Below are 23,271 nucleotides of genomic sequence, written 5' to 3'. Positions count from 1 at the left end.
CGGGCAGCGCGCCCGGGGCTCCTCGTCACTCACTCGCCCGCTACCAGGTGAAGCCGGGCTGGATCTCCATGCACTCGCTCTCGTCGGCCCCGTTGAGCGCCCGCGCCGTGTCCGGCGTCTTGTTCTCGTCCGGCGCCGCCGACTTCGGGTACGTGTCACCCGTACGCCAGTCGGCCCCCACGACCAGCGTCACCCCCGACACGTCCGTCGACTTCTTCACCGAAGAGACCGGAATCCCGAGGGACTTGGCGACCGCCTGCGCGTCGCCCTCCAGGTCGGCGCTGGGGAAGAGGACTTCGGTGCGCTCGGAGGGATCGGGCGTCGCGTCCGACACGGCCTTGGTGTAGCCCTCGCCGACGAGCAGCCCCGCCACCGCCGTGGCCCGCCGCGACGTCGGTGCCTGGGTGGCGCTGCCCGTGCCGTTGCGGACGAGCACACCGGTGTCGGCCGGAGCCGCCGCCGGGTCCGTGGTCTCGGGCCGGGGCTTGCGCTTGGACGCCTTGCCGTCGAGCGGCACGTCGTCGCGGACCATGGTGAACAGCTGCTCGGCGTCGCCCGGCTTCGGATACACCCGCCCGGACTCGGCACCCTCGCCGTACACGTTGGGCATCGTCGCCATCGTGATGCGGTTCGTGGGTACTTTCTTGAGCTCCTCCGCCAGGTCGTACAGCTTCTTGACGCCGCCGAGCCCGGTGTCGACGGTCAGCGCGTCGGTGGCCGCCTCGGCGAGGCTCATCAGCTTCCCGGGGTCGGTCAGCTTGGCGCCCTTGCGCAGCTCCCGGACCATCGAGTTCATGTACATGTGCTGGGCGTGCGTACGGGCGAGGTCGCTGCCGTCCTCGAAGCCGTAACGGGTACGCAGCCACTGGAGGGCCTGCTCGCCCTGGATGACGTTCTCGCCCTTCTCCAGCTTCAGCCCGGAGCCCTTGCCCTCGGCGTTGCGTGAGTGGACGTTCTCCTGGACGCAGACCGGTACGCCGCCGATGGCGTCGGCCATCGACACCACACCCGCGAAGTCGATCATCATGAAGTGGTCGATGGTGATGCCGGTCAGCTCGTACCAGGTGGCCACGGTGCAGCCGGGACCCCCGCGCCCCAGGCTCTCGTTGGTCTGTACGTTGACGGTGCTCGCCGGGTAGACCTCGCCGGTGTCCGGGTCCGTGCACTTGGGCATCTTGAGCATGGTGTCGCGCGGCATGCTGACGACCGACATGTTGCTGCGGTCGGCCGAGACATGGAGCAGCATCTGTACGTCGGCCAGAGGCGCGCCGCCGAAGGTCTCCTTGGCGCCGCCGAGCTTCTGGTTCTCCTTGGAGTCGCGGGCGTCCGAGCCGATCAGCAGGATGTTGAGCGGCGTCTGGCCCGCGGAGTTGGCCGTGTGGTCGGCCATCGGCTTGTCGCCGAGCGTCAGGTCTTCCTTCTTGAGCTTGCCGTCGAGATGACGGTAGTAGAGGTATCCGGCGCCGGCCGTGCCGAGGATGAGCAGGGCGAGGGCGCCGGAGACCCAGAGAAGTATTCGGCGCCTGCCCCGGCGGTTGCGCGGGCGTGGGCCGTCGCGGCGCGGACCGCCCTTTCGCTTCTTGCCGGACCCGGAGCCCGACCCGTCGCCGCCGTCGGCCGCGGCGCTGTCGTCCGCGGGGGAGCCGGAATCGTCACCGGGCCCCTTGCCGCCGCTCGCCCCGCCCGCCGAACCGTCGGGACCGGGCCCGTCACCCGGGCCGTCCTCGTACAGACTGTCGTCCCAGCCCAACTCGCGGGCGTGCGGGACGCGTTGCCGCGTCCCGTTTCTGCGCGTGCTCTGCCCCACTCCGTACCCCCCTACCCCTGTCGTTCAGGCGCTCCGCACGAGTCGGGGCTCCGGGCGTACCGGAGCCGGGCTCACTTGGCGCACACTTGCTTGTCCGCTTCCACCTTCTGCACGCCTTCCGGCGCCTTTGCCGGACCGACGATGGGAATGCCCGCCCCCTTGAAGTCCGCGCCGAGCGTCAGGGTCATCGCCTCCAGCCCCACGGCGTCCTCCGTACCGGGCTTCATCGCTTCGGCGGGAAGGCCCATCATGTCCGCGAGACGGCGGGCCTGATCGGCCTGGTTCGGCGCGTACCGCAGCTCCGTCTTGGCCAGGTTCTTCGGCGCGTTGCCCTTGTTGGTGGACTTGTTCACGCCTTCCTCGTTCTGCAGCCAGGCGAGGGTCTCCTGGGCGGACCCCTGGGGGCCGCCACCGTTGAACACATCGACCCTGACATCGGCGGGGTCGGCCCTGGTTCCCTTCAGGAGCGCCGCCTGCTTGCTCTTGGCGGCCTTCTCCTTCTCCTTCACCTCGGTGAGGGAGGTGTCGTTCTGCATCATCGCGAAGAGCGGCCTCGCCTGCGCCTCGTTCACCACGACCGTCGCCTTCACGACCTCGGCCGGGTTGTCTATGACGGGCAGGGTGGTGAAGGAGATGTTCTTCGGATTGACCTTGGCCAGCTCGCCGCCGAGGTCACGCAGCTTCTCGATGCTGCCGATGCCCGTGTCGACCGTGAGCGCCTTGGTCGCCGCCGTCGCCAGGTCCCACAGCTTGGTCGGGCTGGTCAGCGTCTCGCTGGACTTCATCTTCCGGATCAGCGAGCCCAGGAACTGCTGCTGGGTCTGGATCCGGTCCAGGTCGCTCTCGTTGCCGAAACTGTGCCGTGTACGGACGAACGCGAGGGCCTGCTCGCCCTCGATGACGTGCTTGCCCTTGGTCAGCTTCAGATGCGAGTCGGGGTCGTCGACGTCCTTGCCGACGCACACCTCCACGCCGCCGACCGCGGACGTCAGCGTCTTCACCGCGTTGAAGTCGGCCATCATGAAGTGATCGACGGTCAGGCCGGTCAGCTCCTTGACCGTACGCATGGTGCAGCCCGGGTCGCGCTCGGACTGGCCGAGGCTGGTGTTGAACCGGACGCCCTGCTCGCCCGGGATGACCTTCGTACCGTCCTCGGTCTTCGTCTCGCAGTCCGGGATGTCGGTGATCAGGTCGCGGGGGATGGAGAGCGCGGTCGCGTTCGTCCGGTCCTTGGAGACATGGAAGAGGATGGTGGTGTCGGCGTGGCCGACGCTGTCCTTGTCCCCGTAACTCTCGTTGCCGGCCCCGGTGCGCTTGTCCGTGCCGATGACCAGGATGTTGACGGCCTGGTCCTTCTTGAAGCCGCCGCTGCCCGCGCCCTCGACGTCGATCGTGTTGATGTTGCCGTTGAGTTGCTGGTACGCGTAGAAGGCCGCGCCCGCTCCGCCGATCAGGACGAAAGCGGTGACGCCGCCGGTCCAGCCGAGGACCTTCTTCTTACGCGACTTCGGCGGCGCCTTGCGTTTGCGGCGGCCCGCGGCGCCGGCCCCGCTGTCGGCGTTGTTCGCGGCGCGACGGCCGCGCTGGCCGGGTACGTCGCGGCGCGAGCCGCCCGAAGTGCCGTTGGCGTTGGCGGAGTTACGGGCGCGGGGGATGCGCGAGCCCGCGCTGTCGGACGTCCCGGCGGCACCGGCCGCCGCGGCGGCTCCGGCGCCCGCGCCCGGGGCGCCCGGCGCCCGGCGGTCCCTGGGTGCGCGGCCGCGCGGCGAACCGTCGTCCGTGGGCGGTGCGTTTCTGGACCGGCGAGGAGCGTCGTGCCCGCTACCCGCGTCGGGGGAAGGGGCGGGCGACTGCCCTTCGGAGTGGTTCAGTCGCAATTCGTAATTGCCGGTCTGCGGGTTGAGTACCCACTGGTCGGCGGGGTCGATCCCGCCCGACTCGCCACGGCTATGCGCATCCACGGTTGCTTGAGTCCTCCGTCGGTGCCACGCGAAGCGCCTCTTCCCCCAAAGGCGCTCGGTCTTTCGATCCGGCGGTGCGCGACCTCACGGTCCGATGAAACCGGATCGAGTCACACTATCCGCCCAGTTCAGCGTCGAGCGACGCCGGTGACAAATTCGACTCCTCTTACAAGGGGGCAATCTGCCCAATCGTCATAGACTGCCGACGTCTCCTTGGTTCTGCTTTTACTCGCACAGGCCGGCGGCGGCATTTGTGCCCGGGAAACTCGGTGTGGGAGTGGCGTTCGACGACCCCGTGTCGTCCGCCTTTTCATCCGTCTTCGAACTTCCTCCGTCACGCTCTGTGCTCTCCTTCTCCCCGGCGGGGGCGATGGAGACGGGCTCGTCCTTGCGCAGCTGCGAGAAAAGCCGACCCGCGTCCGGCTGTACGAGTTCGTCACGATTCGGGTCATTCACATAGGGCTGGCGCGGGACCGTCATGAACTGCACCTTTTCCGTCGGTACATTCCGCAGTCCACGTGCCAGGTCGTACAGATCCTTGAGCGTGTTCAGACCCGGATCGGTCGTCACCGATTTGGTCGCCGCGTCCAGCACCGGATAGAGCCGGGTGGGATTGAGCAGAACACCGTTGCTCTGCACCTTCTTGACGAGCGACCCGAGGAACTGCTGCTGGCGCTCCATCCGTTCGGTGTCGCTGCCGTCGCCGATGGTCTTGCGCGCCCGTACGAAACCGAGGGCCTCCTCGCCGCTGAGGGTCTGCTTGCCCGCCGGCAGCTTCAGATGCGCGTCGACGTCGTCGACGGGCTGCTTGAGGCAGACCTCGACACCGTCGACGGCGTCCACCATCTCCTTGAAGCCACTGAAGTCGATCACCATGTAGTGGTCGATACGGATGCCGGTGAGCTTCTCGACCGTACGGATCGAACACGCCGTACCGCCGACCTGGAACGCCCAGTTGAACTGCGCGGACTGGGCTCTGGAGCGCCTGCCGTCCGAGGTGAGACAGCGCGGGATCTCGACCATCAGGTCGCGCGGGAGGGAGACGGCGGTCGCGCTCTGCCGGTCGGCCGCCAGGTGCAGCAGGATCGTGGTGTCCGAGCGCTGCGAGCCGCCGTCGTCGCGGCCGTACTTGCCGTTGCCCGCGCCCGCGCGGGTGTCGGAGCCGATGAGGAGGATGTTCTTGGCGTCGACGGCGATGGGCCGGGGACGTTCCCTCTCGTACGTCCGCAGCTCGGAGGCGGCGGTGGTGTCGGTGGTGATGTTGCTGTCGAGCTTCTGGTAGAACCACCAGCCGGCACCGGCGGCGGCGAGGACCACGACGGAGGTGCCGAGGGCGGTCCAGCGGAGCCAGTGCCGTTTGCGCGGGGTGGCGGCGTCGGGGTCCGGGTCGCCGGGGTCCTCGTCCTTCAGCAGGTGGCTCCCGACGGGGCCGGCCGCGACGGCGGCGGCTTCGCCGGTGACGGGCGCGGGCCCGTCGGGTCCGGCGTCACCGGGCTCGTCGCTCGCGCCTTCCCCGACCTCTCCGCTCTCCTGCGACTTTCCCGTCGGCTCGTCGTCCGAGCCCGCGTCCGCGTTCGAGCCCGAGCTTGTGTTCGCGTCCAAGCCCGCGTCGGCGTTCGTGTTCGCGTTCGAGCCTGCGTCCGTGTTCGCGTGGCCGTCCGACCCGGGAGACGCGGTCGGCGGCTCGTCGTCTGCCCGGGGGTCCCGTTCGGGCGGCGTGCCAGCGCTGTCGGTCACGGCGAAGTCCATCCTTCATGGCGTCGGCGGCGTACGGCGCCGCCGGTTTCAGGGGTAGACGGCTGAATCGCACACTTGGTTGTGTACTGAACTAGAACTACCGACGATCATCTACCGCTGGCGGCGTTCCGCGCCGGAACCCGTCGGGCCGTCAAGTCACCGTGTCGCCGACCGGACGCTATCCCGAACGCTCACCCCTCGCCGTCCGCCGTGCCCGTGACCCGCTCGCTCTCGATCCGCTTGACCAGCCCCTCCGCCGACAGCCGGTCGAGGTTGCGGCAGAGCACCACCGAGGCGCCCGCGGCGAGCGGTGCGTACAGACCGGCCGACAGTCCGTCCCAGGTGTCGTACGGCCCCCCGGACAGCAGCCGGGCGCCCGGCGCCGTCAGCCCGAGGGCCCCGGCGTCCGCGCGGGCGCGTTCGACGATCTGGGCCGCCGTCAGTTCCGTACCGCCGACGGAGAGCGCGGGCGCGTCCGGGTCGACCGGCTCGAACGGCGCGAAACGGTCGCCCTGGCCGGGCACCTCGACCGCGTAGTCGGAGAAACCCTCGGGTGTCTTCGGGAAGCGGCCGCCGAGCGGACGCAGCGCGAGGGCGAGCCGTTCGCCACGGCAGGCGCGGGCCGCGTCCAGCGTGTCGGGACCGGTGACGACGAGGTCGGCGCCGGCCGGGTCGCCGCCGATCTCGACGCGCACCCCGACCGACGAACAGGCGAGCAGCCAGACCGCGGTCTGCCAGTGCGCGGGCAGCAGCAGCGCGAGCCGGTCGCCGGGCACGGCGGCGAGGTCGCCCTGGAGGAGGTTGGCGGTCTTGGACACCCAATTGGCGAAGGTGGCCACCGACAATTCCACGCGTTCACCGGTGGCATCGTCGTAGAAGGTGATCAAGGGGCGGGCCGGATCCGTGGCGAGGGCGGATCGCAGCAGGTCGGCGGGGGTGCGGTCGCTGGCGTTCACGCGGGCAAGGGTACGCGGGGCGGTCCGGCGCACACCGCCGTACCGGTGACGCCGTCCACCGGTTGGTCCGATGGCCCGTCAGTTTCCGCGGCTGCTCCCGGAAGGCGGCTCCGGCTCCCCGGCCGCACGATCGGCACATGCGTGTATTCCTGTCTTCCTCGATCGGCGTCGCCTGTGCCGCGGCACTCGTCCTCCCCCTCTCCCTCACCTCCGGGGCGGTGGCGGCTCCCCAGGACGCCCGGGCGGGCTCACCCGTGCCGGGCTCCACCGAGTCCCTGCCCCTGGTCCCGCTCAGCTCCGAACGCTCCTCCGGTGTCGCCACCGAGCAGGGGCTGTCCAAGCGGGACGTCCACCCCTTCTCGCTCGTCGGTGTCGTCTGGGACGACGCCGACGAGGAACTCCACGGCTCGGTCCAGGTCAGAAACCGCTCCGCCGGGACGGGTACCTGGTCCCGCTGGCAGCGCCTGGAGACGCACAACGCCGAGCACGGCGCGGACCGCGGTACGTCGGAACGCGAGTCCGGCACGGTGCGGGGCTCCACGGCGCCGCTGTGGGTCGGCGCGTCGGACGGCGTCCAGGTCCGGGTCCAGGCGTACGAGGACCCGGACGCCGGCCCGGAGGCCCGCCCCGGCCGCCCGCCGCTGCCGCACGGGCTGAGCCTGGAACTGGTCGACCCGGGGGAGGCGCCCGAGCAACTGCCGGTGACGGAGGCCGACGCGTCGCGCGGCGAGACGGTCGCGGCCGACTCCGACTCCGACGATCCGGCCACGCCGGCGGGCGGAGAGAGCGGTACGGGAGCCGATCCCGCACCGGGCACGGGACCCGGCGGCGGCACCGGACCCGGCAACGGCACCGGCACCGGGGCCGACCCCGGCACCGCACCCGCCGCCAAGCCGTACCAGGCACCGCGCCCGAAGATCGTCTCCCGCCAGGGGTGGGGCGCGAACGAGAAGCTCCGCGAACGCGAGTTCGGCTACACGAAGACGGTGAAGGCGGCCTTCGTCCACCACAGCGCGACGGGCAACAACTACACCTGCAAGCAGGCGCCCTCCGTCATCCGCGGTATCTACCGCTACCACGTGACGAGCAGCGGCTGGCGGGACATCGGCTACAACTTCGCCGTCGACAAGTGCGGAAACATCTACGAGGGGCGCGCCGGAGGCGTGACGAAGCCGGTCATGGGCGCGCACACCCTCGGTTTCAACACGAACAGCACGGGCATCGCCGTCCTCGGGTCGTACTCGACCGTCAACCCGCCGGCGGCCGTCACCAGGGCGATCGCCAAGCTCAGCGCGTGGAAGCTCGGCCTGTCCGGGGTCAACCCCAAGGGCAAGGTGACGCTGATCTCGGGCGGGGGCAACAAGTACAAGAAGGGCAGGAAGGTCAGCATGAACGCGGTCTCGGGTCACCGGGACGGGTTCGTGACCGACTGCCCGGGCAACAGGCTGTACGGCAAGCTGGGCACGGTCCGGGTATCCGCCGCGAAGTACCAGGGGCGCTCCTAGACTGGCTCGTCATCCCCTGCACGGGGGACCGCCGACCCCAGCAGGAAGCAGAGACGAACAAGGTGACTGAAGCGATCCTCCTGGTCGGCGGCAAGGGCACCCGGCTCCGGCCGCTCACGGTGCGTACGCCCAAACCGATGGTCCCGGCGGCCGGCGTCCCGTTCCTCGCACACCAGTTGGGACGGGCGCGGGCGGCCGGGGTCGAGCACATCGTCCTCGCGACGTCGTATCTGGCCGAGGTGTTCGAGCCGTACTTCGGTGACGGCTCGTCCCTCGGCCTCCGTCTGGAGTACGTCACCGAACGCGAGCCGCTCGGCACCGGCGGCGCGATCCGCAACGTCGCCTCCCGCCTGGACTCCGGGCCGGACGACCCGGTGCTCATCTTCAACGGCGACATTCTGACGGGCCTGGACATCGGCGCGCTGGTCGCCACCCACGAGTCGTCGGGGGCGGACGTCTCGCTGCACCTGACACGGGTCGAGGACCCGAGGGCGTTCGGGCTGGTGCCGACGGACGGGAGCGGCCGGGTCACGGCGTTCCTGGAGAAGCCGCAGACACCGGAGGAGATCGTCACCGATCAGATCAACGCGGGGGCGTACGTCTTCCGCCGCTCGGTGATCGACTCGATCCCGACGGGCCGCCCGGTGTCGGTGGAACGCGAGACGTTCCCGGGTCTGCTGGAGTCGGGGGCGCATCTGCACGGCATGGTCGACTCCACGTACTGGCTGGACCTGGGCACCCCGCAGGCCTTCATCCGGGGCTCGGCGGACCTGGTCCTGGGCGTCGCCCCCTCGCCGGCCGTCCCCGGCCGCTGCGGCGACCGCCTGATCCTCCCGACGGCCACGGTCGCCCCGGACGCGAAGCTCACGGCGGGCACGGTGATCGGCGAAGGCGCGAGCATCGCGGAGGGCACCCGCATCTCGGGCAGCGCGATCCTCCCGCACGCGGTGATCGGCCCCGGGGCGGTGATCACGGACTCGCTGGTGGGCGTGGGAGCGCGGGTGGGAGCCCGTACGACACTGTCGGGCACGGTGATCGGAGACGGCGCGACGGTGGGCCCGGACAACGAACTCCAAGCGGGAGCCCGCGTCTGGTGCGACACCACGCTCCCACCCCACTCGATCCGCTTCTCCTCGGACGAGTAACGGGGTCTCCCGGGGGTCTGGGGGCGGACCTGCTTACGCGCACGTACCGCACGTCCCACCCGGATTCGGTGACCTTTGGCGTCGCGGCCAACGGGGGCCGCGAAGCCTGCGGGGCCCGGGGCCGAGCCCCGGTTTGAGCTGGGCGCCCGGGACGCGTGCGGCGCGGCCTGCCCCCTCCGGCACGGGGTTCCGGGGGCGGCGCGGCTCGCGTCCGGGCTTTCCCGGCAGCCGGGTCCGGGGCTGTGCCCCGGTTCCAACTGTGCGCCGGGTACGCGGGCGGCGCGTCACACGCTCCCCGGCACGGGGTTCGGGGCTTCGCCCCGGTTTCGGCCGGCCCCCGGCGGCGCAGCCCGCCCTTCGTCTCCCCGGCCACGGGGGTCCGGGGGCGGCGCCCCCGGATTCGGGGAGGGGCGGGGTTGGGGGAAGGGGCGCGGGTGGGACCGCCTACCCTCTTCAGAGACCCCGACCCCCAAGGACCCCCGTGGCAGGCCGCTTCGCCCCCCGCCCCCGTACCACCCCCGCCCTGCCCGCCCCACGGCCGAGCCGCGACACCGCACCCCCCAAAACCCGCCTCTGGGCGCCCCGGGGCCACTTCGAGCTGGGGCTCGTCCTCGGGCCGCTGCGTCGCGGGCCCGCCGACCCCACCTTCCGTATCTTTCCCGACGGTTCCGCCGTCCGTGCCACCCGGACACCCGAAGGGCCCGGCACCCTCCGCGTCAGGGCCGGTGACGGCGGCGTACGAGCCGAGGCGTGGGGCGACGGCGCGGACTGGCTGCTGGAGCGCCTCCCGGAGATGCTCGGCGCGTCGGACGACCCCGACGCCTTCGTCCCCCGCCACAGACTCCTCGCCGCCGCCCAGCGCCGCCGCCCCGGCCTGCGCCTGTGCCGCACCGGCCGCGTGATGGAGTCGCTGATCCCCTCGGTCCTGGAACAGAAGGTCACGACGATCGAGGCGAACCGCTCCTGGCGCCATCTCGTACGGAAGTACGGCGAGCCCGCCCCCGGCCCGTACGGCGACTCCCCCGACGGCCGCCGCGACAGCCGGATGTACGTGATGCCCGACCTCCGCACCTGGGCCATGATCCCGTCCTGGGAGTGGCACAAGGCGGGTGTCGACGCCAAACGCTCCGACACCGTCGCGCGCGCCGTCCGCGTCGCCCGCCGGCTGGAGGAGGCGGCCACGATGGAGCCCGAACCCGCCGCCGCCCGCCTCCAGTTGATCCCCGGCATCGGCCCCTGGACCGCCGCCGAGGTCATTCAGCGGTCGAACGGCGCCCCGGACGCGGTCACGGTCGGCGACCTCCATCTGCCGGGCATCATCGGCTACGCGCTCGCCGGCCGCCCCGACACCGACGACGCCGGGATGCTCGAACTGCTGGAGCCGTACGCCGGACAGCGACACCGTGCCGTACGGCTGATCCTCCTCACCGGCCGTACCCCGCCCCGCCGCGCCCCCCGCATGCCCGTCGGCAGAATCGCCCACCTGTAGCCGACAGGGTCTGGAGTAGTCGGCAGGGTCTGTAGCCGGCAGGGGCGGAGCTGCGGGGCAGCCGCTCAGCGCACCTCGATGAAGTCCTCCGCCGCCCGCGCGGCCCGCCGCTTCGGCTCCGCCGCCGCGTGCCCGATCGCCACCGCGCCCATCGGGTCCCAGCTCGCGGGCAGTTCGAGCACGTCCCGTACGACGTCGCGGCAGAACATCGTCGACGACACCCACGCGGAACCGAGCCGCTCACCGGCCAGCGCCACAAGGAAGTTCTGCACACCGGCGCCCGTCGCGACCACGAACATCTCGCGCTCCGCCGTGTCCCGCCGCTCGTCGCCGTACGTGTGCGCGCCGTCCGCGACCAGGCACGGCACCACCAGATACGGCGCCGCGCGCAGCACGTCCCCGCGCCGCACCCGTCTGGCCACGGACTCCTCCGACTTGCCGTCGCCGCGCAGGTCCGCGATCCACGCCTCCTTCATCGCGTCGAGGAGCCGGGTCCGCGACTCGGGCGACTCCAGCAGTACGAACCGCCACGGCGTCGTGTGATGCGGCGCCGGCGCCGTCAACGCCGCGGCCACCGCCCGCCGCACCGCGCCCGGATCGACGGGCTCGTCGGTGAACTCCCGGACCGTACGCCGCTGGGTGACCGCTTCCCGTACCGCCTCCGACGTCCCCAGCCGGAACATGTCGTCGGCCGCGACCCGCACCATCGCCCGCGCGCCCTCGGCCGGTTCGCCCACCAGGTGGGCCAGGCCCCTCACCACCGCGACCGGCAGCCCGGCGGCCTTGCCCTTCACGAGGTCGCCGGCGGCGGCCAGTTCGTCGGCGAGAGCCACGACCGTCGCGCTCAGCGGATTGCCGTGCGCGTCCGTACCGCCGCGCAGATCGTCCAGGACCCGCACGCCCGCCGCGCCGATGGCGACATCCGTCAGCCCGTTGCGCCAGGGCCGGCCGAAGGTGTCGGTGACGATCACCCCGACGTCCACGCCCAGCGCGTCCCGCAGCCCGTCCCGGACGGCGCGAGCGGACGCGTCGGGGTCCTCGGGCAGCAACAGCACTGTCCCCGAGGGGGTGTTGGACGCGTCGACGCCGGCCGCGGCCATCACCAGACCCTGCCGGTTCTCCACGATCCGCAGCGGTCCGCGCCGCGCGACGACGCGGACGGTCTCCGCGTCGATCGCCGCCTCGCGGTCCCGCGCCTCGACGATCCTGCCCTCGGCCTTGGACACGATCTTCGACGTGACGAGAAGGATGTCCCCGTCGGCCAGACCGGGCCCGGCCGCGACGATCAGCTTCGCCAGGTCGTCGCCCGCCCGGACCTCCGGCAGCCCGTCGAGCGCCCGGACACCGAAGGACGCCGCTCCCACGTCACCGCCTCCGGACGGCCCGTCTCCGGACCGCCCGCCTCCGGACGGCCCGTCTCCGTACGACGTCACGCCCGCACCTCCTCGGCCAGCGCCAGCGCCTCACGCGCCATCGCGGCCGTCGCGTCCAGATCGGTCATCATCAGCGGTACGGCCCTGCTGCGGATTCCCGCGCCCTCGATCTCCGCGACCGACGCCGCGTCGACCGTGTCGACCAGCCAGCCGTCCAGCAGCCCCGAACCGTAGTGCTGCGCCACGGCGGTGGCCGTCGACTCGACGCCGATCGCCGCGAGGACCTTGTCGGCCATGCCACGCACGGGCGCGTCCCCGACGATCGGCGAGAGCCCCACGACCGGCACCCCGGCGTCGGCGATCCCCTCGCGGATCCCCGGCACCGCCAGGATCGTGCCGATGCTGACGACCGGGTTGGACGGCGGGAAGAGGATCACGTCGGCCGCGGCGAGGGCCTCCAGCACGCCCGGCGCGGGCTTGGCCTGGTCCGCGCCGACGGGCACGACCGCGTGCGCCTCCACCGAGGCGCGCATCTTCACCCAGTACTCCTGGAAGTGCACGGCCTTGCGCTCACCGGTCGGACTGTCCGGCACATCGACGGCGACATGCGTCTCGACGCGGTCGTCGGACATCGGCAGGAGCCGTACGCCGGGCTTCCAGCGCGCGCAGAGCGCCTCGGTGACCGCGCTCAGCGGATAGCCGGCCCCCAGCATCTGCGTACGGACGATATGGGTGGCGAAGTCGCGGTCGCCGAGGCCGAACCACTCGGGCCCCACGCCGTACGCCGCGAGCTCCTCCTTGACCTGGAACGTCTCGCCCTCGCGTCCCCAGCCCTGCTCTTCATTGATGCCACCCCCGAGGGTGTACATCACCGTGTCGAGGTCCGGGCAGACCTTGAGCCCGAACAGATGGATGTCGTCACCGGTGTTGCCGATCACCGTGATGTCCGCGTCCGGCGCGGCCTGCTTGAGGCCACGCAGGAAACGGGCACCACCGATACCGCCGGCCAGAACCACAATGCGCATGCTCCGCAGTTTGTCAGGCGGGTACGACATCCTGGGCCGCCGGGGCGCAGCGCGCGGAGTGCATCGGCATTTCGGTCAGACCCGGGAAGTAGATGTGCAGACTGACCGCGGGTTCGATCGAGTCGTTGACGACCTCGTGGACGTATCCGGGGGCGAAGACCCGCTGCGCGCCGCCGCCGAGGCTCCGGGTCGCCCGCTCCGTACGCTCCGTCAGTTCGCCCTCCAGGACCGTCAGGACCCCGGACGAGCGGCCGTGGTCGTGGAGCCCGCTGCGCTGGCCCGGCACCCAGGAGAGCAGCCAGACCTCGTAACCGGGACCGGCGCCGAGCCGGTGGTACCAACGGCTCACGGCGTCGTACTCGACGAGCGCCGCCCACCGGGAGCGGTCGGCGGCGATGGCGCGGGCCAGACCGGCGAACTCGGCCACGGTGCCCGGATGCTCACGGGCGGGCTGGAGAAGGTGCGGCACCTCAAGGATGTCGCCTGCGATGTGAAGGTCACTGTCGCTGTTCATGGGTGTGGAGGTTCCTCGGCAGAAGGCCCGAACGAGCTGACGGGAGGTGAGCGGGGAGCGGGAGCGGTGATACGGGACCCGCGGATACGCGGAAGAAGTGTGCGAACCGCGTGAACTACATGTCCGGCCGGAGCGTCAGTGGCTCAACAGCAGGGACAACAGGAACAGCAACAGCGCGCCTGGACAGCGCTGCGGAACCCACGGGTGTGGACCGCGTACGGCGCTGAGGTGATCGGCATGCGTTCAAAGGTGGCGGGAAGGCTTCCCGGCTGTCAACTCAGTGACCGATTTGGCGCCAATGTTTCACCTCATCCGGTTACTGAGTTCGGAGAAAGGTTTGTGCACCGGCTGACGTGGAGACATGGCGCAGCAGCCGTGCTCGCAAACACCGTCAAGGTCCCGTGATCAGACTGTGATTCGGATCGCTTCGGTGGCTGAATCGCAACACTGACGAAACTCCCGGCGTCTCCCTCTGGGAGGGGTGGATGCGGGCAGGCCAGTGGCATGTGTCAGGTTTTTGGTGATTTGAACACTTTCCGCATAGCCTTGGTTCCGCAGAGTGAATACCGGGACCAATAGCAGATCTCGGCTTGACTGGCTCGTATCCGCACACTTGTAATTTCACTCGTGTCGTTCGGCCGAAAACGGTAGCGGCCGCAAGCACGGGGACGTAAAGACAGACGAGGGGCGCACATGACCGAGCTGTTCGAACAACTGCTGGTCGAGGACGCGGACGAGGAACTCGGCTGGCAGGAGCGCGCGTTGTGCGCCCAGACCGATCCCGAGTCCTTCTTCCCCGAGAAGGGCGGCTCCACCCGCGAGGCGAAGAAGGTCTGTCTCGCCTGTGAGGTCCGCTCCGAATGCCTGGAGTATGCCCTCGCCAACGACGAGAGATTCGGTATTTGGGGCGGTCTGTCCGAGCGTGAACGCCGACGTCTCAAGAAGGCCGCGGTTTGAACACTTCCAGCCAATCTCCGCTCGCGCCCCACGCGATAGCCCGCGTGACACCTCGCGCGACATTCTCCGAACGGTCCGTCGGCTGCGCACTCTTCGCAGGCGGCGGACCGTTGTCGTGACCGCCGGAGGCCGCCGGACCCGGCGCTCCCTCCCGCATGGTCCGGTTTGTCCAGGCGCTCGGCGACCCGGCGCCTGTTCGTACCGTTAGTGTGGGGCCCCGTCCGAGACGCCCCAACGCCCCGTCGGGGCGACCCCCCGGCCGGAGGGCCCCTACCTCGATGTCCGCCACCACAGCCGCGTTCGTTCCCGCCACCGCACCGGAGTACCCGCGGCACGTCGTGACCGCAGTGCTCGTCTCCCACGACGGTGCCCGCTGGCTCCCCGACGCCCTCACCGGGCTGATCGGCCAGGAACGCCCCGTACAGAACGTCATCGCCGCCGACACCGGCAGCGCCGACGAATCGGCCACGCTGCTCACCGAATCGCTCGGCCCGGACCGTGTCGTCCACCTCGCCCGCCGCACCAGCTTCGGTACGGCCGTCGAGGAGGCGGTCCGCACCGCCGGCGTGCTCACGCCCGACGATCTGCCCTATCTGAAACGGCCGAGCGGCTGGGACCCGGTCACCAGAACCTGGCAGGACGACGCGTACGACATGCCCGAACTGCCGCACGGCGAGCCCGTGCAGTGGCTGTGGCTGCTCCACGACGACTGCGCGCCCGACCCCGACGCCCTCGCCGAGCTGCTGCGTGTCGTGGACAACGACTCGCACGCCGCGATCGTCGGCCCCAAGCTGCGCGGCTGGTACGACCGCAAGCAGCTTCTGGAGGTCGGCGTCTCCATCGCCAACAGCGGACGCCGCTGGACCGGCCTCGACCGGCGTGAACAGGACCAGGGCCAGCACGACCAGGTCCGCACCGTGCTCTCCGTCTCCAGCGCGGGCATGCTCATCCGCCGTGACGTGTGGGAGGAGCTCGGCGGCTTCGACCGCAGACTCCCCCTGATGCGCGACGACGTCGACCTGTGCTGGCGCGCGCACGCCGCCGGCCACCGGGTCCTCGTCGCGCCCGACGCCGTCCTCAGACACGCCGAGGCCGCCGCGCGCGAGCGCCGCACCGTCGACTGCGCGGGCCGCTCCGTCGTCAACCCGCACCGGGTCGACAAGGCCGGCGCCGTCTACACCATGCTCGTCAACTCGCGCAGCGGGATCCTCCCCTACGTACTGCTGCGGCTCGTCGTCGGCACACTCCTGCGCACCGTCGCCTACCTGGTGGGCAAGGCGCCGGGACAGGCCGTCGACGAGGTCATGGGCCTGTTCGGCACGCTCCTGCGGCCCGGCAGAATCATCGGCGCGCGAAAACGACGAGGCAAAGGCGTCGTCGAGCCGAGCGAACTCCGCGCGCTTTTCCCGCCACCCGGCGCCACCGTCCGGGCAACGGCCGAGCAAGTAGCTGGAAGCCTCGGTGGCGGCTCTGAGACCGAGGCCGGTGGCTCACGCCACGGCGCGGTGGAGTCGGGCCCCGGCGGGGACGACGCGGACTTTCTGGAGGTCGAGCAGTTCGCGCGGCTGAAGCGCCTCGCGCGCCGGCCGGGCCCCGTCCTCTTCGCCGTACTGCTCCTCGTCTCCCTCGTCGCCTGCCGGGCACTGCTCGGCGGCGGCGCGCTCGCGGGCGGCGCGCTGCTCCCCGCGCCCCCCGACGTGGGGGACCTGTGGTCCCGTTACGCCGACGGCTGGCACCCCGTCGGCACGGGCGGCACCCAGACCGCGCCTCCGTACCTCGCGCTTCTCGCCGCCCTGTCCGCGCTCTTCCTCGGATCGACCGGCTTCGCGCTGACCCTGCTGCTCGTCTGCTCCGTACCGCTGGCCGGAGTCACCGCGTACTTCGCCTCCCGTCCGCTGATCGAGTCGAAACTCCTGCGGGCCTGGGCGAGCATCGCGTACGCCTTCCTGCCCGCCGCCACCGGCGCGCTCGCCACCGGGCGCCTCGGCACCGCCGTGCTGGCCATCGTGCTGCCGCTGATCGCGCGGGCCGCCGTCGCGGCGTACGGCTTCCGCGCCGGCGAGAGCGCCGCGCGCGGCAGCTGGCGCGCCACCTGGGCGTACACCTTCCTGCTCACCTTCGCGATGGCCTTCACGCCCGTCGTCTGGCCCATGGCGCTCGTCCTGGGCGTCGTGGTCCTCGTCCTGCGGCGTGACGACCTCGTCGCGTACGGGCTGCGCCTGCTGGCCGTCGTCGGCACCCCGCTGCTGGTCCTGGCCCCCTGGTCGCTGTCGCTGCTGACGTCACCGTCCGACCTCCTCCGCGAGGCGGGACTGGAATTCGGTACGGGACAGGCCACCGCCCTCGATCTGCTCGGCCTGAGCCCCGGTGGCCCGAAGGCCGCCGGCGGGCTCCTGCTGATCGGCGTCGTGCTGGCGGCACTGGCCGCACTGCTGCGGGGCGAACGGCAGTTCGCCGTACGGGCGGCCTGGGTGGCCGCCCTCGTGGCCCTGGTCTTCGCCGTCCTCGCCAACAACTCCGGCTGGGCGGGACCCGCCACCCTCGTCTACGGCCTCGCGCTCATCGCGGCGTCCGTCATCGGCGCCGAGGGCGCCAAGGAACGCGTCGCCAGCCAGAGCTTCGGCTGGCGCCAGCCCGTCGCCGCGGTCATCGCGCTCGCGGCCGGGGCCGCCCCGCTGCTCGCGGCGGGCGGCTGGATGATCAGCGGTGCCTCGGGCCCGCTGGAGCGTCGCGACCCCGTGCAGGTGCCGGCCTTCGTCGCAGAGGAGAGCATCACCCGCGACCAGCCGCGCACCCTGATCCTCGGCGGCACGTCACCCGCCGAGGTCTCGTACTCCCTGGTACGCGGCTCGGGCGGCCGGATCGGTGACGCCGAACTGACCGAGTCCGGCGGCAGCGACCCCGGGCTCGACAAGGTCGTCGGACGCCTCGTCGCGGGCTCGGGCGCCGACCAGACCGACCAGCTCAGCGGCTTCGCGATCCGCTACGTCCTCGTACGGGACGGCGCCCCCGCGCAGATGTCCCGTGTGCTCGACGCCACCCCCGGCCTCAGCCGGCTCAGCCAGCTCGACGGCAGCGCGCTGTGGCGCGTCGACCGGCAGATCTCCCGGGCCACGATCGTCGAGGGCGAGAACGACGCCGAGCCACTGCCCGTCGGATCGTCCACGGTCGAGGCCCACACCGACATCCCGGCCGGCAAGGCCGGGCGGGTCCTGCGGATCGCCGACCGGGCCGCCGAGGGCTGGCAGGCCACGCTCGACGGCCGCGTCCTGGAGAAGACGACCGTCGACGGCTGGGCGCAGGGATTCCAGCTCCCCGCCGAGGGCGGCCGGCTCGACCTCACGTACGAGGACACGTTCACCCACACCGCGTGGGTCTGGGCGCAGGGCGCGCTCGCCGTCGTCCTGCTCGTGCTCGCCCTGCCGGGGCGGCGCAAGGAGATCGACGACGACCTGCCCGAGGAGGGCGCCGACGTGCCCGCGGAGCCCGTGTCGGGCGAGGGACGGCGGGCGCGCAGGCTGCGGGCGGCGGCGCAGGCGGAGGCCGAGGGCGAGGGCGGGCCGGAGAACGCGGAAGGCGCGGCCGGGCCCGGGGAAGCCACCGAGGCGGCCAGCGCCGGTGTCGGCGAGGGCGACGGGGTCGGCGGGGTCGGCGGGGTCGCACCGCCGATGCCCGCGGAGGACCCGTACGTCACCGCCGCGGCCGTACCGCACCAGCAGTCGTACGGAGAGTGGGACGGCCAGACGTCCTACCAGGGCGCGGACTACGGCTCGTACACGAACGAACAGCAGTACCAGGGCCAGGGCGACCAGCAGCAGTACGAGGGCGCCGCCTACCAGGGCGCGCAGCAGTACGACGCCGGAGCCGCTCCTCAGTACGAGGGCGCCGCGCAGTACGACGGCGCTCCCCAGTACGACGCCGACGGATACCAGGTGTACCCGCAGTACCCGGCCGACCAGTACCAGCAGCAGGCACCGGTCCAGTACGACCAGTACGGATACGTCGTCCAACAGCCGTACGAGGAAGGGTCCCAGCCCTACACCGGCACCCAACAGCCGTACACCGACGGCAACGAGAACGAGCAGCGTCCCGACGGGAGCAGCAACCAGTGAACCGCACGACTCTCTCTCTCCTCGCGGCCGCCACCGCACTCGCCGCGGTCACCGGTTTCGCCGCCGTCACCGCGCCCGACGGGGACGACACGATCGCGACGGCGAAGGCGCCCGCGCGGCTTCCCGTGGAGCGCAGCAGTCTGCTCTGCCCCGCGCCCAGCACGTCGGAGCTGGCCGAGACGGTGTACACGTCCTTCACCCCGGCAGGCACGGCGGGCGGAGGCACGGACGGTGCGGCCGAACTGGCCCCGCCCGCCGCGCCCTTGGACGACACGGCCCCCGCCGAGGACGAGAAGAAGCCGGACGAGGAGACGACGGACGACGAGAAGAAGGACGACCCGGCCAAGGGCGACGAGAAGCCCGCGACGGACGGGGCGGACGCGAAGGTCAAGCCGTTCCTCGCGCTCAAGGCGGCAGGCAAGCCCGTCTCGGCGACGAAGAACGCCGCCGACGCCCCCGCCCTCGTCGGGTCCGCCACAGGCGCTCTCGCGCCCGGCTGGACCACCCAGCAGACCACCACGGTCACCGGCGCCGAATCGCGCGCACTGCTCGGCATGAGCTGCACCCCGCCCGACACCGACTTCTGGTTCCCCGGCGCCTCCACGGACAAGACGCGCCAGGACTACGTCCACCTCACCAACCCGGACGACACGCCGGCCGTCGCCGACATCGCGCTGTACGGCAAGGAGGGCACGCTCAAGTCCAGTACCGGAGAAGGCATTCCGGTCCCGGCACGCTCCAGCGTCCCCGTCCTGCTCTCCACGCTCACCGCGGAGGCCGAGCCGAACGTCACCGTCCATGTCAGCACCCGCACCGGCCGCGTGGGCGCCGTGGTGAACGCCGTCGAGGAGAAGGTGGGCGGCGACTGGCTGGCCGCCTCCGCCGACGCCGCGCCCACCGCCGTGCTCCCCGGAGTCCCCGCGGACGCCACCTCCGTACGACTGGTGGTGTTCGCGCCCGGTGAGGACGACGCCGAGCTGAAGGTGCAACTGGCGGGCAAGAGCGGCACGATCGTCCCGGCCAGCGCGAGCGAGACGCTCAACGTGAAGTCGGGCATGACGGCCTCGCTCGACCTCGGGGACGTCACCAAGGGCGAGGCCGGCTCCGTGCGGATCGGACCCGCGGAGGGCGCGGGCGAGACCCCGGTGGTCGCCGCGCTGCGCGTCGTACGCGGCAAGGGCACCGACCAGGAGGTCGCCTTCATCCCCGCGACAGGGGCCGTGACGGAGCGCGCGACGGTCGCCGACAACCGCGCCAAGGGCTCGACGCTGTCGCTCACCGCGCCGGGCGCGGCGGGGAAGGTGAAGGTCACGGCCTCGGCGGGCAGCGGGGGCGGTGAGCAGGTCGTCAAGACGTACACGGTCAAGGGCGGTACGACGCTGGCCGTGACCCCGCCGGTGCCGGCAGGGCTCAAGGGCTCGTACGCGCTGACCGTCGAACCCGAGTCGGGCGGTCCGGTCTACGCCGCGCGCACGCTGGCGGAGACGACGGACGGCGTACCGCTGTTCACGGTGCAGACGATGCCGGACGACCGGGGCATGGTGTCCGTGCCGACGACGAGGGAAGACCTCTCCGTACTGAAGTGACGCGGCACAGGCGGGACGCGGAGTCCCGCCGGCCCGCGTCCTCCCGGCCCGCGTCCTCGGGGCGCGCTCAGTCCTGGCCGTACCGCGGATCGACGGATTCCGGTGCGAGCCCGAGCAGTTCGGCGACCTGCTCGACCACGACCTCGTGGACGAGCATGGCGCGCTCCTCGCGGTTCTTCGTACGGATCTCGACGGGCCGCCGGTAGACGACGATGCGCGCGGGCCGGTCCTTCGCCTCGGGGACGGACCGGCCGAGCGGTACGGACTCGTCGTCCGCCCCGGGCACGTCGAGCACCAGGAAGTCGATCTCCGCCAGCTGGGGCCAGCGCCGCTCCAGCCGTTCCACCGAGTCGCGTACCAGATCACGGAACGAGTCCGAGCGGCTCGCCGAGAGCGGGACCTGCGGCGGCGCCACGGGGCCTCGCATTCCGCGGCCGTGGCGGTCTCGGCGACGCGGTCTCGGCTCGGCCGGCTGCTGCGGTACGGGACTGTCCATCACTGACGCAGGGTAGCTCTCCGGGGGACGCCGCGACGGTGCCTGACGGGCCCACCGGACGTCATGTCGCAAATTGAGCATTCCGGCCAAGCTTGGGCTCGTTTCGCTACGTCCGCCGGATCGTGGAACTCGCCTTCATTGGCGGGATTTGCCCCAAGTAATGACTGGATCACTGACGGTGATTGATCGGTCACTCCTCTTCCCGTGCAGGTCAGGGTAGTTGCGCGAGTGCCGGAAGGGGTGAACGCCGCATCACGACACGGTGGGGTGAGGTAAGGGTGAGTCGTCGCGGCCCGCTCAAGAGTGCGGTACCGTCCAACATCGTGAGCCCTGTACGTCGCTGTTCGCGCACCGCGTGCGGCCGTTCCGCTGTCGCGACACTGACGTACGTCTATGCCGATTCGACCGCGGTCCTCGGTCCGCTCGCCACGTATGCCGAGCCCCACTGCTACGACCTGTGCGCGGAACACAGTGAGAGACTCACCGCGCCCCGCGGCTGGGAGGTCGTCCGGCTCACGGACCCGTCCGCGCCGACCCGGCCCAGCGGCGACGATCTCGAAGCCCTGGCGAACGCGGTACGTGAGGCGGCGCGCCCGCCGGAGCGCCCCGGCGGGCCCGGTGGACCGGGCGGGAACGGACCGCGTGGGACGGATCAGGCGGAGGGCGGGCGTCGCGGACATCTACGCGTGCTGCGTTCCCCCGATTCCTGACGTCTGATCCCCGTCGCGGACCCGTCCGCGGAGTCCGGGCCCGGTCCTGACCCTCGTACGGGCGGGGCTCGCGGTCGCGCCGGACCCTCCCCGTGAGTTTCCGTGACGGATCCTGCACGGGCCATTGACCTCGTTTGTCGTGGACACGATCATTCCTCCAGCCGTGAGAGATCACTTTCCGCATCGCGGAATTCGGAGGCCCTGTCGTGTTCGAACAGCAACTGGAACCCGTCGCCGATTCACTCGGCCTGTCCGCCCTGGTCGCCGCGCTTCCCCTGGTCACCGTGCTGGTGCTGCTCGGCGCCGTCCGTATGAAGGCTCATCGCGCCGGACTGATCGGTCTGGCCGTCGCCGCCCTGGTCGGCTGGCTCGCCTTCGGGATGCCGATCGGCCAGACCCTCTCCGCCGGCGCGCAGGGCGTCGTCTTCGGCCTCTTCCCGATCATGTGGATCGTCGTCAACGCGCTCTGGGTGTACCGGATGACGGTCCGCACCCAGCACTTCGACATCCTGCGCCGCTCGTTCGGGCGATTCTCCGACGATCCGCGCATCCAGGCCCTCGTCGTCGCCTTCTGCTTCGGCGCCCTCCTCGAAGCGCTCGCCGGCTTCGGCGCTCCGGTCGCCATTTCCGCGGTGATGCTCGTGGCGATCGGCTTCGACCCCGTCAAGGCGGCGGTCGTCGCCCTCGTGGCCAACACCGCGCCCGTGGCCTTCGGCGCGATGGGCACGCCCGTGGTGACCCTGGCCCAGGTGACCGGACTGCCGCTGGACTCCGTCGCCTCCGTCGTCGGCCGCCAGACGCCGCTGCTCGCCGTTGTCGTCCCCCTGGTGCTCGTCTGGCTCGTGGACGGCCGGCGGGGGCTCCGCGAGACCTGGGCGCCCGCCCTGGCGTGCGGACTCGCCTTCGGCGTCGCGCAGTTCGTGGCCTCCAACTACGTCTCCGCCCAACTCGCCGACATCGGGGCCGCGCTGGTGGGCGCCGCCGCGCTGCTCGCCGTGCCGGGCGCGCGCAAGCCGGCCGACGAGGCCGTGCGGACCTCCGTACTGACGGGCGCGCGCAGCGAGGACCTGGACGTCCAGGACGACCGCCGCGAGGTCGTCCGCGCCTACGCCCCGTACGGACTGATCGTGGTGATCTTCTCCCTCGCGCAGATCCCGCCGGTCAAGGACCTGCTGGCGGAGGCGACGCAGTCCTTCGACTGGCCCTTCCTCGACGTCGCCGACTCCGAGGGGAAGCCCGTCGGGGCCAACGTCTTCTCGCTGCCGCTCATTTCGACCGGCGGCACGCTCGTCCTGATCGCGGGCCTTCTGACGGCCGGGGTGATCGGGCTCAAGGCCAAGGACGCGCTCAAGGAATGGGCGGCCACCGTGCACGAGCTGCGGTACGCGATCCTCACCGTCGTCTCGGTGCTGGCCCTCGCGTACGTCATGAACCTCTCCGGACAGGCCGCCACCATCGGTCACTTCGTGGCCGCGGCGGGCGCGGGGCTGGCGTTCCTCTCGCCGGTGCTCGGGTGGTTCGGTGTCGCCGTCACGGGCTCCGACACCTCGGCCAACGCGCTCTTCGGCGCCCTCCAGGTGACGGCCGCGCGCGAATCCGGGCTCTCGCCCGAGCTGCTGGCGGCGGCGAACAGCTCCGGCGGCGTGCTCGGCAAGATGATCTCCCCGCAGAACTTGACCATCGCGTGCGCCGCGGTCGGTCTCGCCGGCAAGGAAGGGGACCTCCTCAGGAAGGTCCTGCCGTGGAGCCTCGGGCTGCTGTTGGTGATGTGCCTGATCGTGGTCGGACAGAGCACCTTCGTACTGGAGTGGATGCTGCCGTAGGTGCCATGACCGGCGCGGGGTCGCGCCCTCCGGGTCCCTCGGCGGTGCGGGTAGTTTGTGCTGACTGTCCGCAGA

General features: G+C 71.5%; 16 protein-coding genes. 8 read left to right on the top strand and 8 right to left on the bottom strand.

From position 1 onward, the window contains the following. Positions 1 to 40: 40 nt before the first annotated feature. The 4 genes from ACFWU9_RS13055 to ACFWU9_RS13040 all read right to left on the bottom strand — a co-directional run bounded on the left by ACFWU9_RS13055 (position 41) and on the right by ACFWU9_RS13040 (position 6,461). A complete protein-coding gene (locus tag ACFWU9_RS13055) occupies positions 41 to 1,807 on the bottom strand; it encodes an LCP family protein (protein ID WP_384317369.1) in 1,767 nt (588 codons plus the stop codon). Between the two features lie 71 nt (positions 1,808 to 1,878). After that, entirely contained in the window at positions 1,879 to 3,768 is a 1,890-nt protein-coding gene (locus ACFWU9_RS13050) for an LCP family protein (RefSeq protein WP_384317366.1), read from the bottom strand. A 225-nt stretch (positions 3,769 to 3,993) separates the two neighbouring features. Beyond that, positions 3,994 to 5,517 (bottom strand): LCP family protein, encoded by a 1,524-nt coding sequence (locus ACFWU9_RS13045; RefSeq protein ID WP_384317364.1) that lies wholly within the window; start codon positions 5,515 to 5,517, stop codon positions 3,994 to 3,996. Positions 5,518 to 5,696: 179 nt separating this feature from the next. Then, positions 5,697 to 6,461, bottom strand: coding sequence for a TIGR03089 family protein (locus ACFWU9_RS13040; RefSeq protein WP_384317362.1), 765 nt, complete (start codon positions 6,459 to 6,461; stop codon positions 5,697 to 5,699). A 137-nt stretch (positions 6,462 to 6,598) separates the two neighbouring features. Here ACFWU9_RS13040 and ACFWU9_RS13035 point away from each other — a divergent pair, with 137 nt between their 5' ends. The 3 genes from ACFWU9_RS13035 (at position 6,599) to ACFWU9_RS13025 (ending at position 10,600) form a co-directional block, all read left to right on the top strand. Next, a complete protein-coding gene (locus ACFWU9_RS13035; protein WP_384317360.1) occupies positions 6,599 to 7,966 on the top strand; it encodes a peptidoglycan recognition protein in 1,368 nt (455 codons plus the stop codon). Positions 7,967 to 8,028: 62 nt separating this feature from the next. After that, positions 8,029 to 9,111 (top strand): sugar phosphate nucleotidyltransferase, encoded by a 1,083-nt coding sequence (locus ACFWU9_RS13030; protein ID WP_384317357.1) that lies wholly within the window; start codon positions 8,029 to 8,031, stop codon positions 9,109 to 9,111. 481 nt (positions 9,112 to 9,592) lie between these two features. Continuing rightward, a complete protein-coding gene (locus ACFWU9_RS13025) occupies positions 9,593 to 10,600 on the top strand; it encodes a DNA-3-methyladenine glycosylase family protein (protein ID WP_384317355.1) in 1,008 nt (335 codons plus the stop codon). Positions 10,601 to 10,665: 65 nt separating this feature from the next. On the opposite strand, the gene ACFWU9_RS13020 is transcribed toward ACFWU9_RS13025, so the two are convergent. The 3 genes from ACFWU9_RS13020 to ACFWU9_RS13010 all read right to left on the bottom strand — a co-directional run bounded on the left by ACFWU9_RS13020 (position 10,666) and on the right by ACFWU9_RS13010 (position 13,512). Next, positions 10,666 to 11,964, bottom strand: a complete 1,299-nt coding sequence (locus ACFWU9_RS13020) for a coenzyme F420-0:L-glutamate ligase (protein ID WP_384317654.1) — start codon at positions 11,962 to 11,964, stop codon at positions 10,666 to 10,668. A gap of 65 nt (positions 11,965 to 12,029) precedes the next feature. After that, the gene (gene cofD, locus ACFWU9_RS13015; protein ID WP_384317353.1) at positions 12,030 to 12,998 is read right to left on the bottom strand and encodes a 2-phospho-L-lactate transferase; all 969 of its coding nucleotides are present in this window, start codon (positions 12,996 to 12,998) and stop codon (positions 12,030 to 12,032) included. Between the two features lie 13 nt (positions 12,999 to 13,011). Then, complete coding sequence (locus ACFWU9_RS13010; protein ID WP_384317350.1) at positions 13,012 to 13,512, bottom strand: cysteine dioxygenase; 501 nt, start codon at positions 13,510 to 13,512, stop codon at positions 13,012 to 13,014. A gap of 693 nt (positions 13,513 to 14,205) precedes the next feature. Here ACFWU9_RS13010 and ACFWU9_RS13005 point away from each other — a divergent pair. The 3 genes from ACFWU9_RS13005 to ACFWU9_RS12995 all read left to right on the top strand — a co-directional run bounded on the left by ACFWU9_RS13005 (position 14,206) and on the right by ACFWU9_RS12995 (position 20,167). After that, a complete protein-coding gene (locus ACFWU9_RS13005; RefSeq protein ID WP_023541320.1) occupies positions 14,206 to 14,469 on the top strand; it encodes a WhiB family transcriptional regulator in 264 nt (87 codons plus the stop codon). Positions 14,470 to 14,747: 278 nt separating this feature from the next. Beyond that, the gene (locus ACFWU9_RS13000; protein WP_384317348.1) at positions 14,748 to 18,581 is read left to right on the top strand and encodes a glycosyltransferase; all 3,834 of its coding nucleotides are present in this window, start codon (positions 14,748 to 14,750) and stop codon (positions 18,579 to 18,581) included. Then, the gene (locus ACFWU9_RS12995) at positions 18,578 to 20,167 is read left to right on the top strand and encodes a DUF5719 family protein (protein WP_384317346.1); all 1,590 of its coding nucleotides are present in this window, start codon (positions 18,578 to 18,580) and stop codon (positions 20,165 to 20,167) included. The genes ACFWU9_RS13000 and ACFWU9_RS12995 overlap by 4 nt, the downstream gene beginning before the upstream one ends. A 67-nt stretch (positions 20,168 to 20,234) precedes the next feature. On the opposite strand, the gene ACFWU9_RS12990 is transcribed toward ACFWU9_RS12995, so the two are convergent. Then, positions 20,235 to 20,663 carry a metallopeptidase family protein gene (locus ACFWU9_RS12990; RefSeq protein WP_384317652.1) on the bottom strand — a complete coding sequence of 143 codons (429 nt, stop codon included), beginning with the start codon at positions 20,661 to 20,663 and terminating at the stop codon, positions 20,235 to 20,237. Positions 20,664 to 20,941: 278 nt separating this feature from the next. On the opposite strand from ACFWU9_RS12990, the gene ACFWU9_RS12985 reads away from it, so the two are divergent. Together ACFWU9_RS12985 and ACFWU9_RS12980 are read left to right on the top strand one after the other, a co-directional pair. Further along, the gene (locus ACFWU9_RS12985) at positions 20,942 to 21,373 is read left to right on the top strand and encodes a DUF3499 domain-containing protein (RefSeq protein ID WP_384317344.1); all 432 of its coding nucleotides are present in this window, start codon (positions 20,942 to 20,944) and stop codon (positions 21,371 to 21,373) included. Between the two features lie 206 nt (positions 21,374 to 21,579). Continuing rightward, on the top strand, positions 21,580 to 23,196 hold the full coding sequence (locus ACFWU9_RS12980) for an L-lactate permease (RefSeq protein ID WP_384317342.1): 1,617 nt from the start codon (positions 21,580 to 21,582) through the stop codon (positions 23,194 to 23,196). Positions 23,197 to 23,271: the final 75 nt, after the last annotated feature.

The organism is Streptomyces sp. NPDC058653 (assembly GCF_042716895.1).
Lineage (GTDB): Bacteria > Actinomycetota > Actinomycetes > Streptomycetales > Streptomycetaceae > Streptomyces.
The sequence above is the reverse complement of the archived record's forward strand: the minus strand, read 5'-3'. Positions and strand labels throughout refer to the sequence as shown.

Excerpts from the sequence above, each read along its gene's own strand:
- ACFWU9_RS13045 (WP_384317364.1), bottom strand. The coding sequence starts at position 5,517 with ATGGACTTCGCCGTGACCGACAGCGCTGGCACGCCGCCCGAACGGGAC.
- ACFWU9_RS13035 (WP_384317360.1), top strand. The coding sequence starts at position 6,599 with ATGCGTGTATTCCTGTCTTCCTCGATCGGCGTCGCCTGTGCCGCGGCA.
- cofD (WP_384317353.1), bottom strand. The coding sequence starts at position 12,998 with ATGCGCATTGTGGTTCTGGCCGGCGGTATCGGTGGTGCCCGTTTCCTG.
- ACFWU9_RS13010 (WP_384317350.1), bottom strand. The coding sequence starts at position 13,512 with ATGAACAGCGACAGTGACCTTCACATCGCAGGCGACATCCTTGAGGTG.
- ACFWU9_RS13005 (WP_023541320.1), top strand. The coding sequence starts at position 14,206 with ATGACCGAGCTGTTCGAACAACTGCTGGTCGAGGACGCGGACGAGGAA.
- ACFWU9_RS13000 (WP_384317348.1), top strand. The coding sequence starts at position 14,748 with ATGTCCGCCACCACAGCCGCGTTCGTTCCCGCCACCGCACCGGAGTAC.
- ACFWU9_RS12990 (WP_384317652.1), bottom strand. The coding sequence starts at position 20,663 with ATGGACAGTCCCGTACCGCAGCAGCCGGCCGAGCCGAGACCGCGTCGC.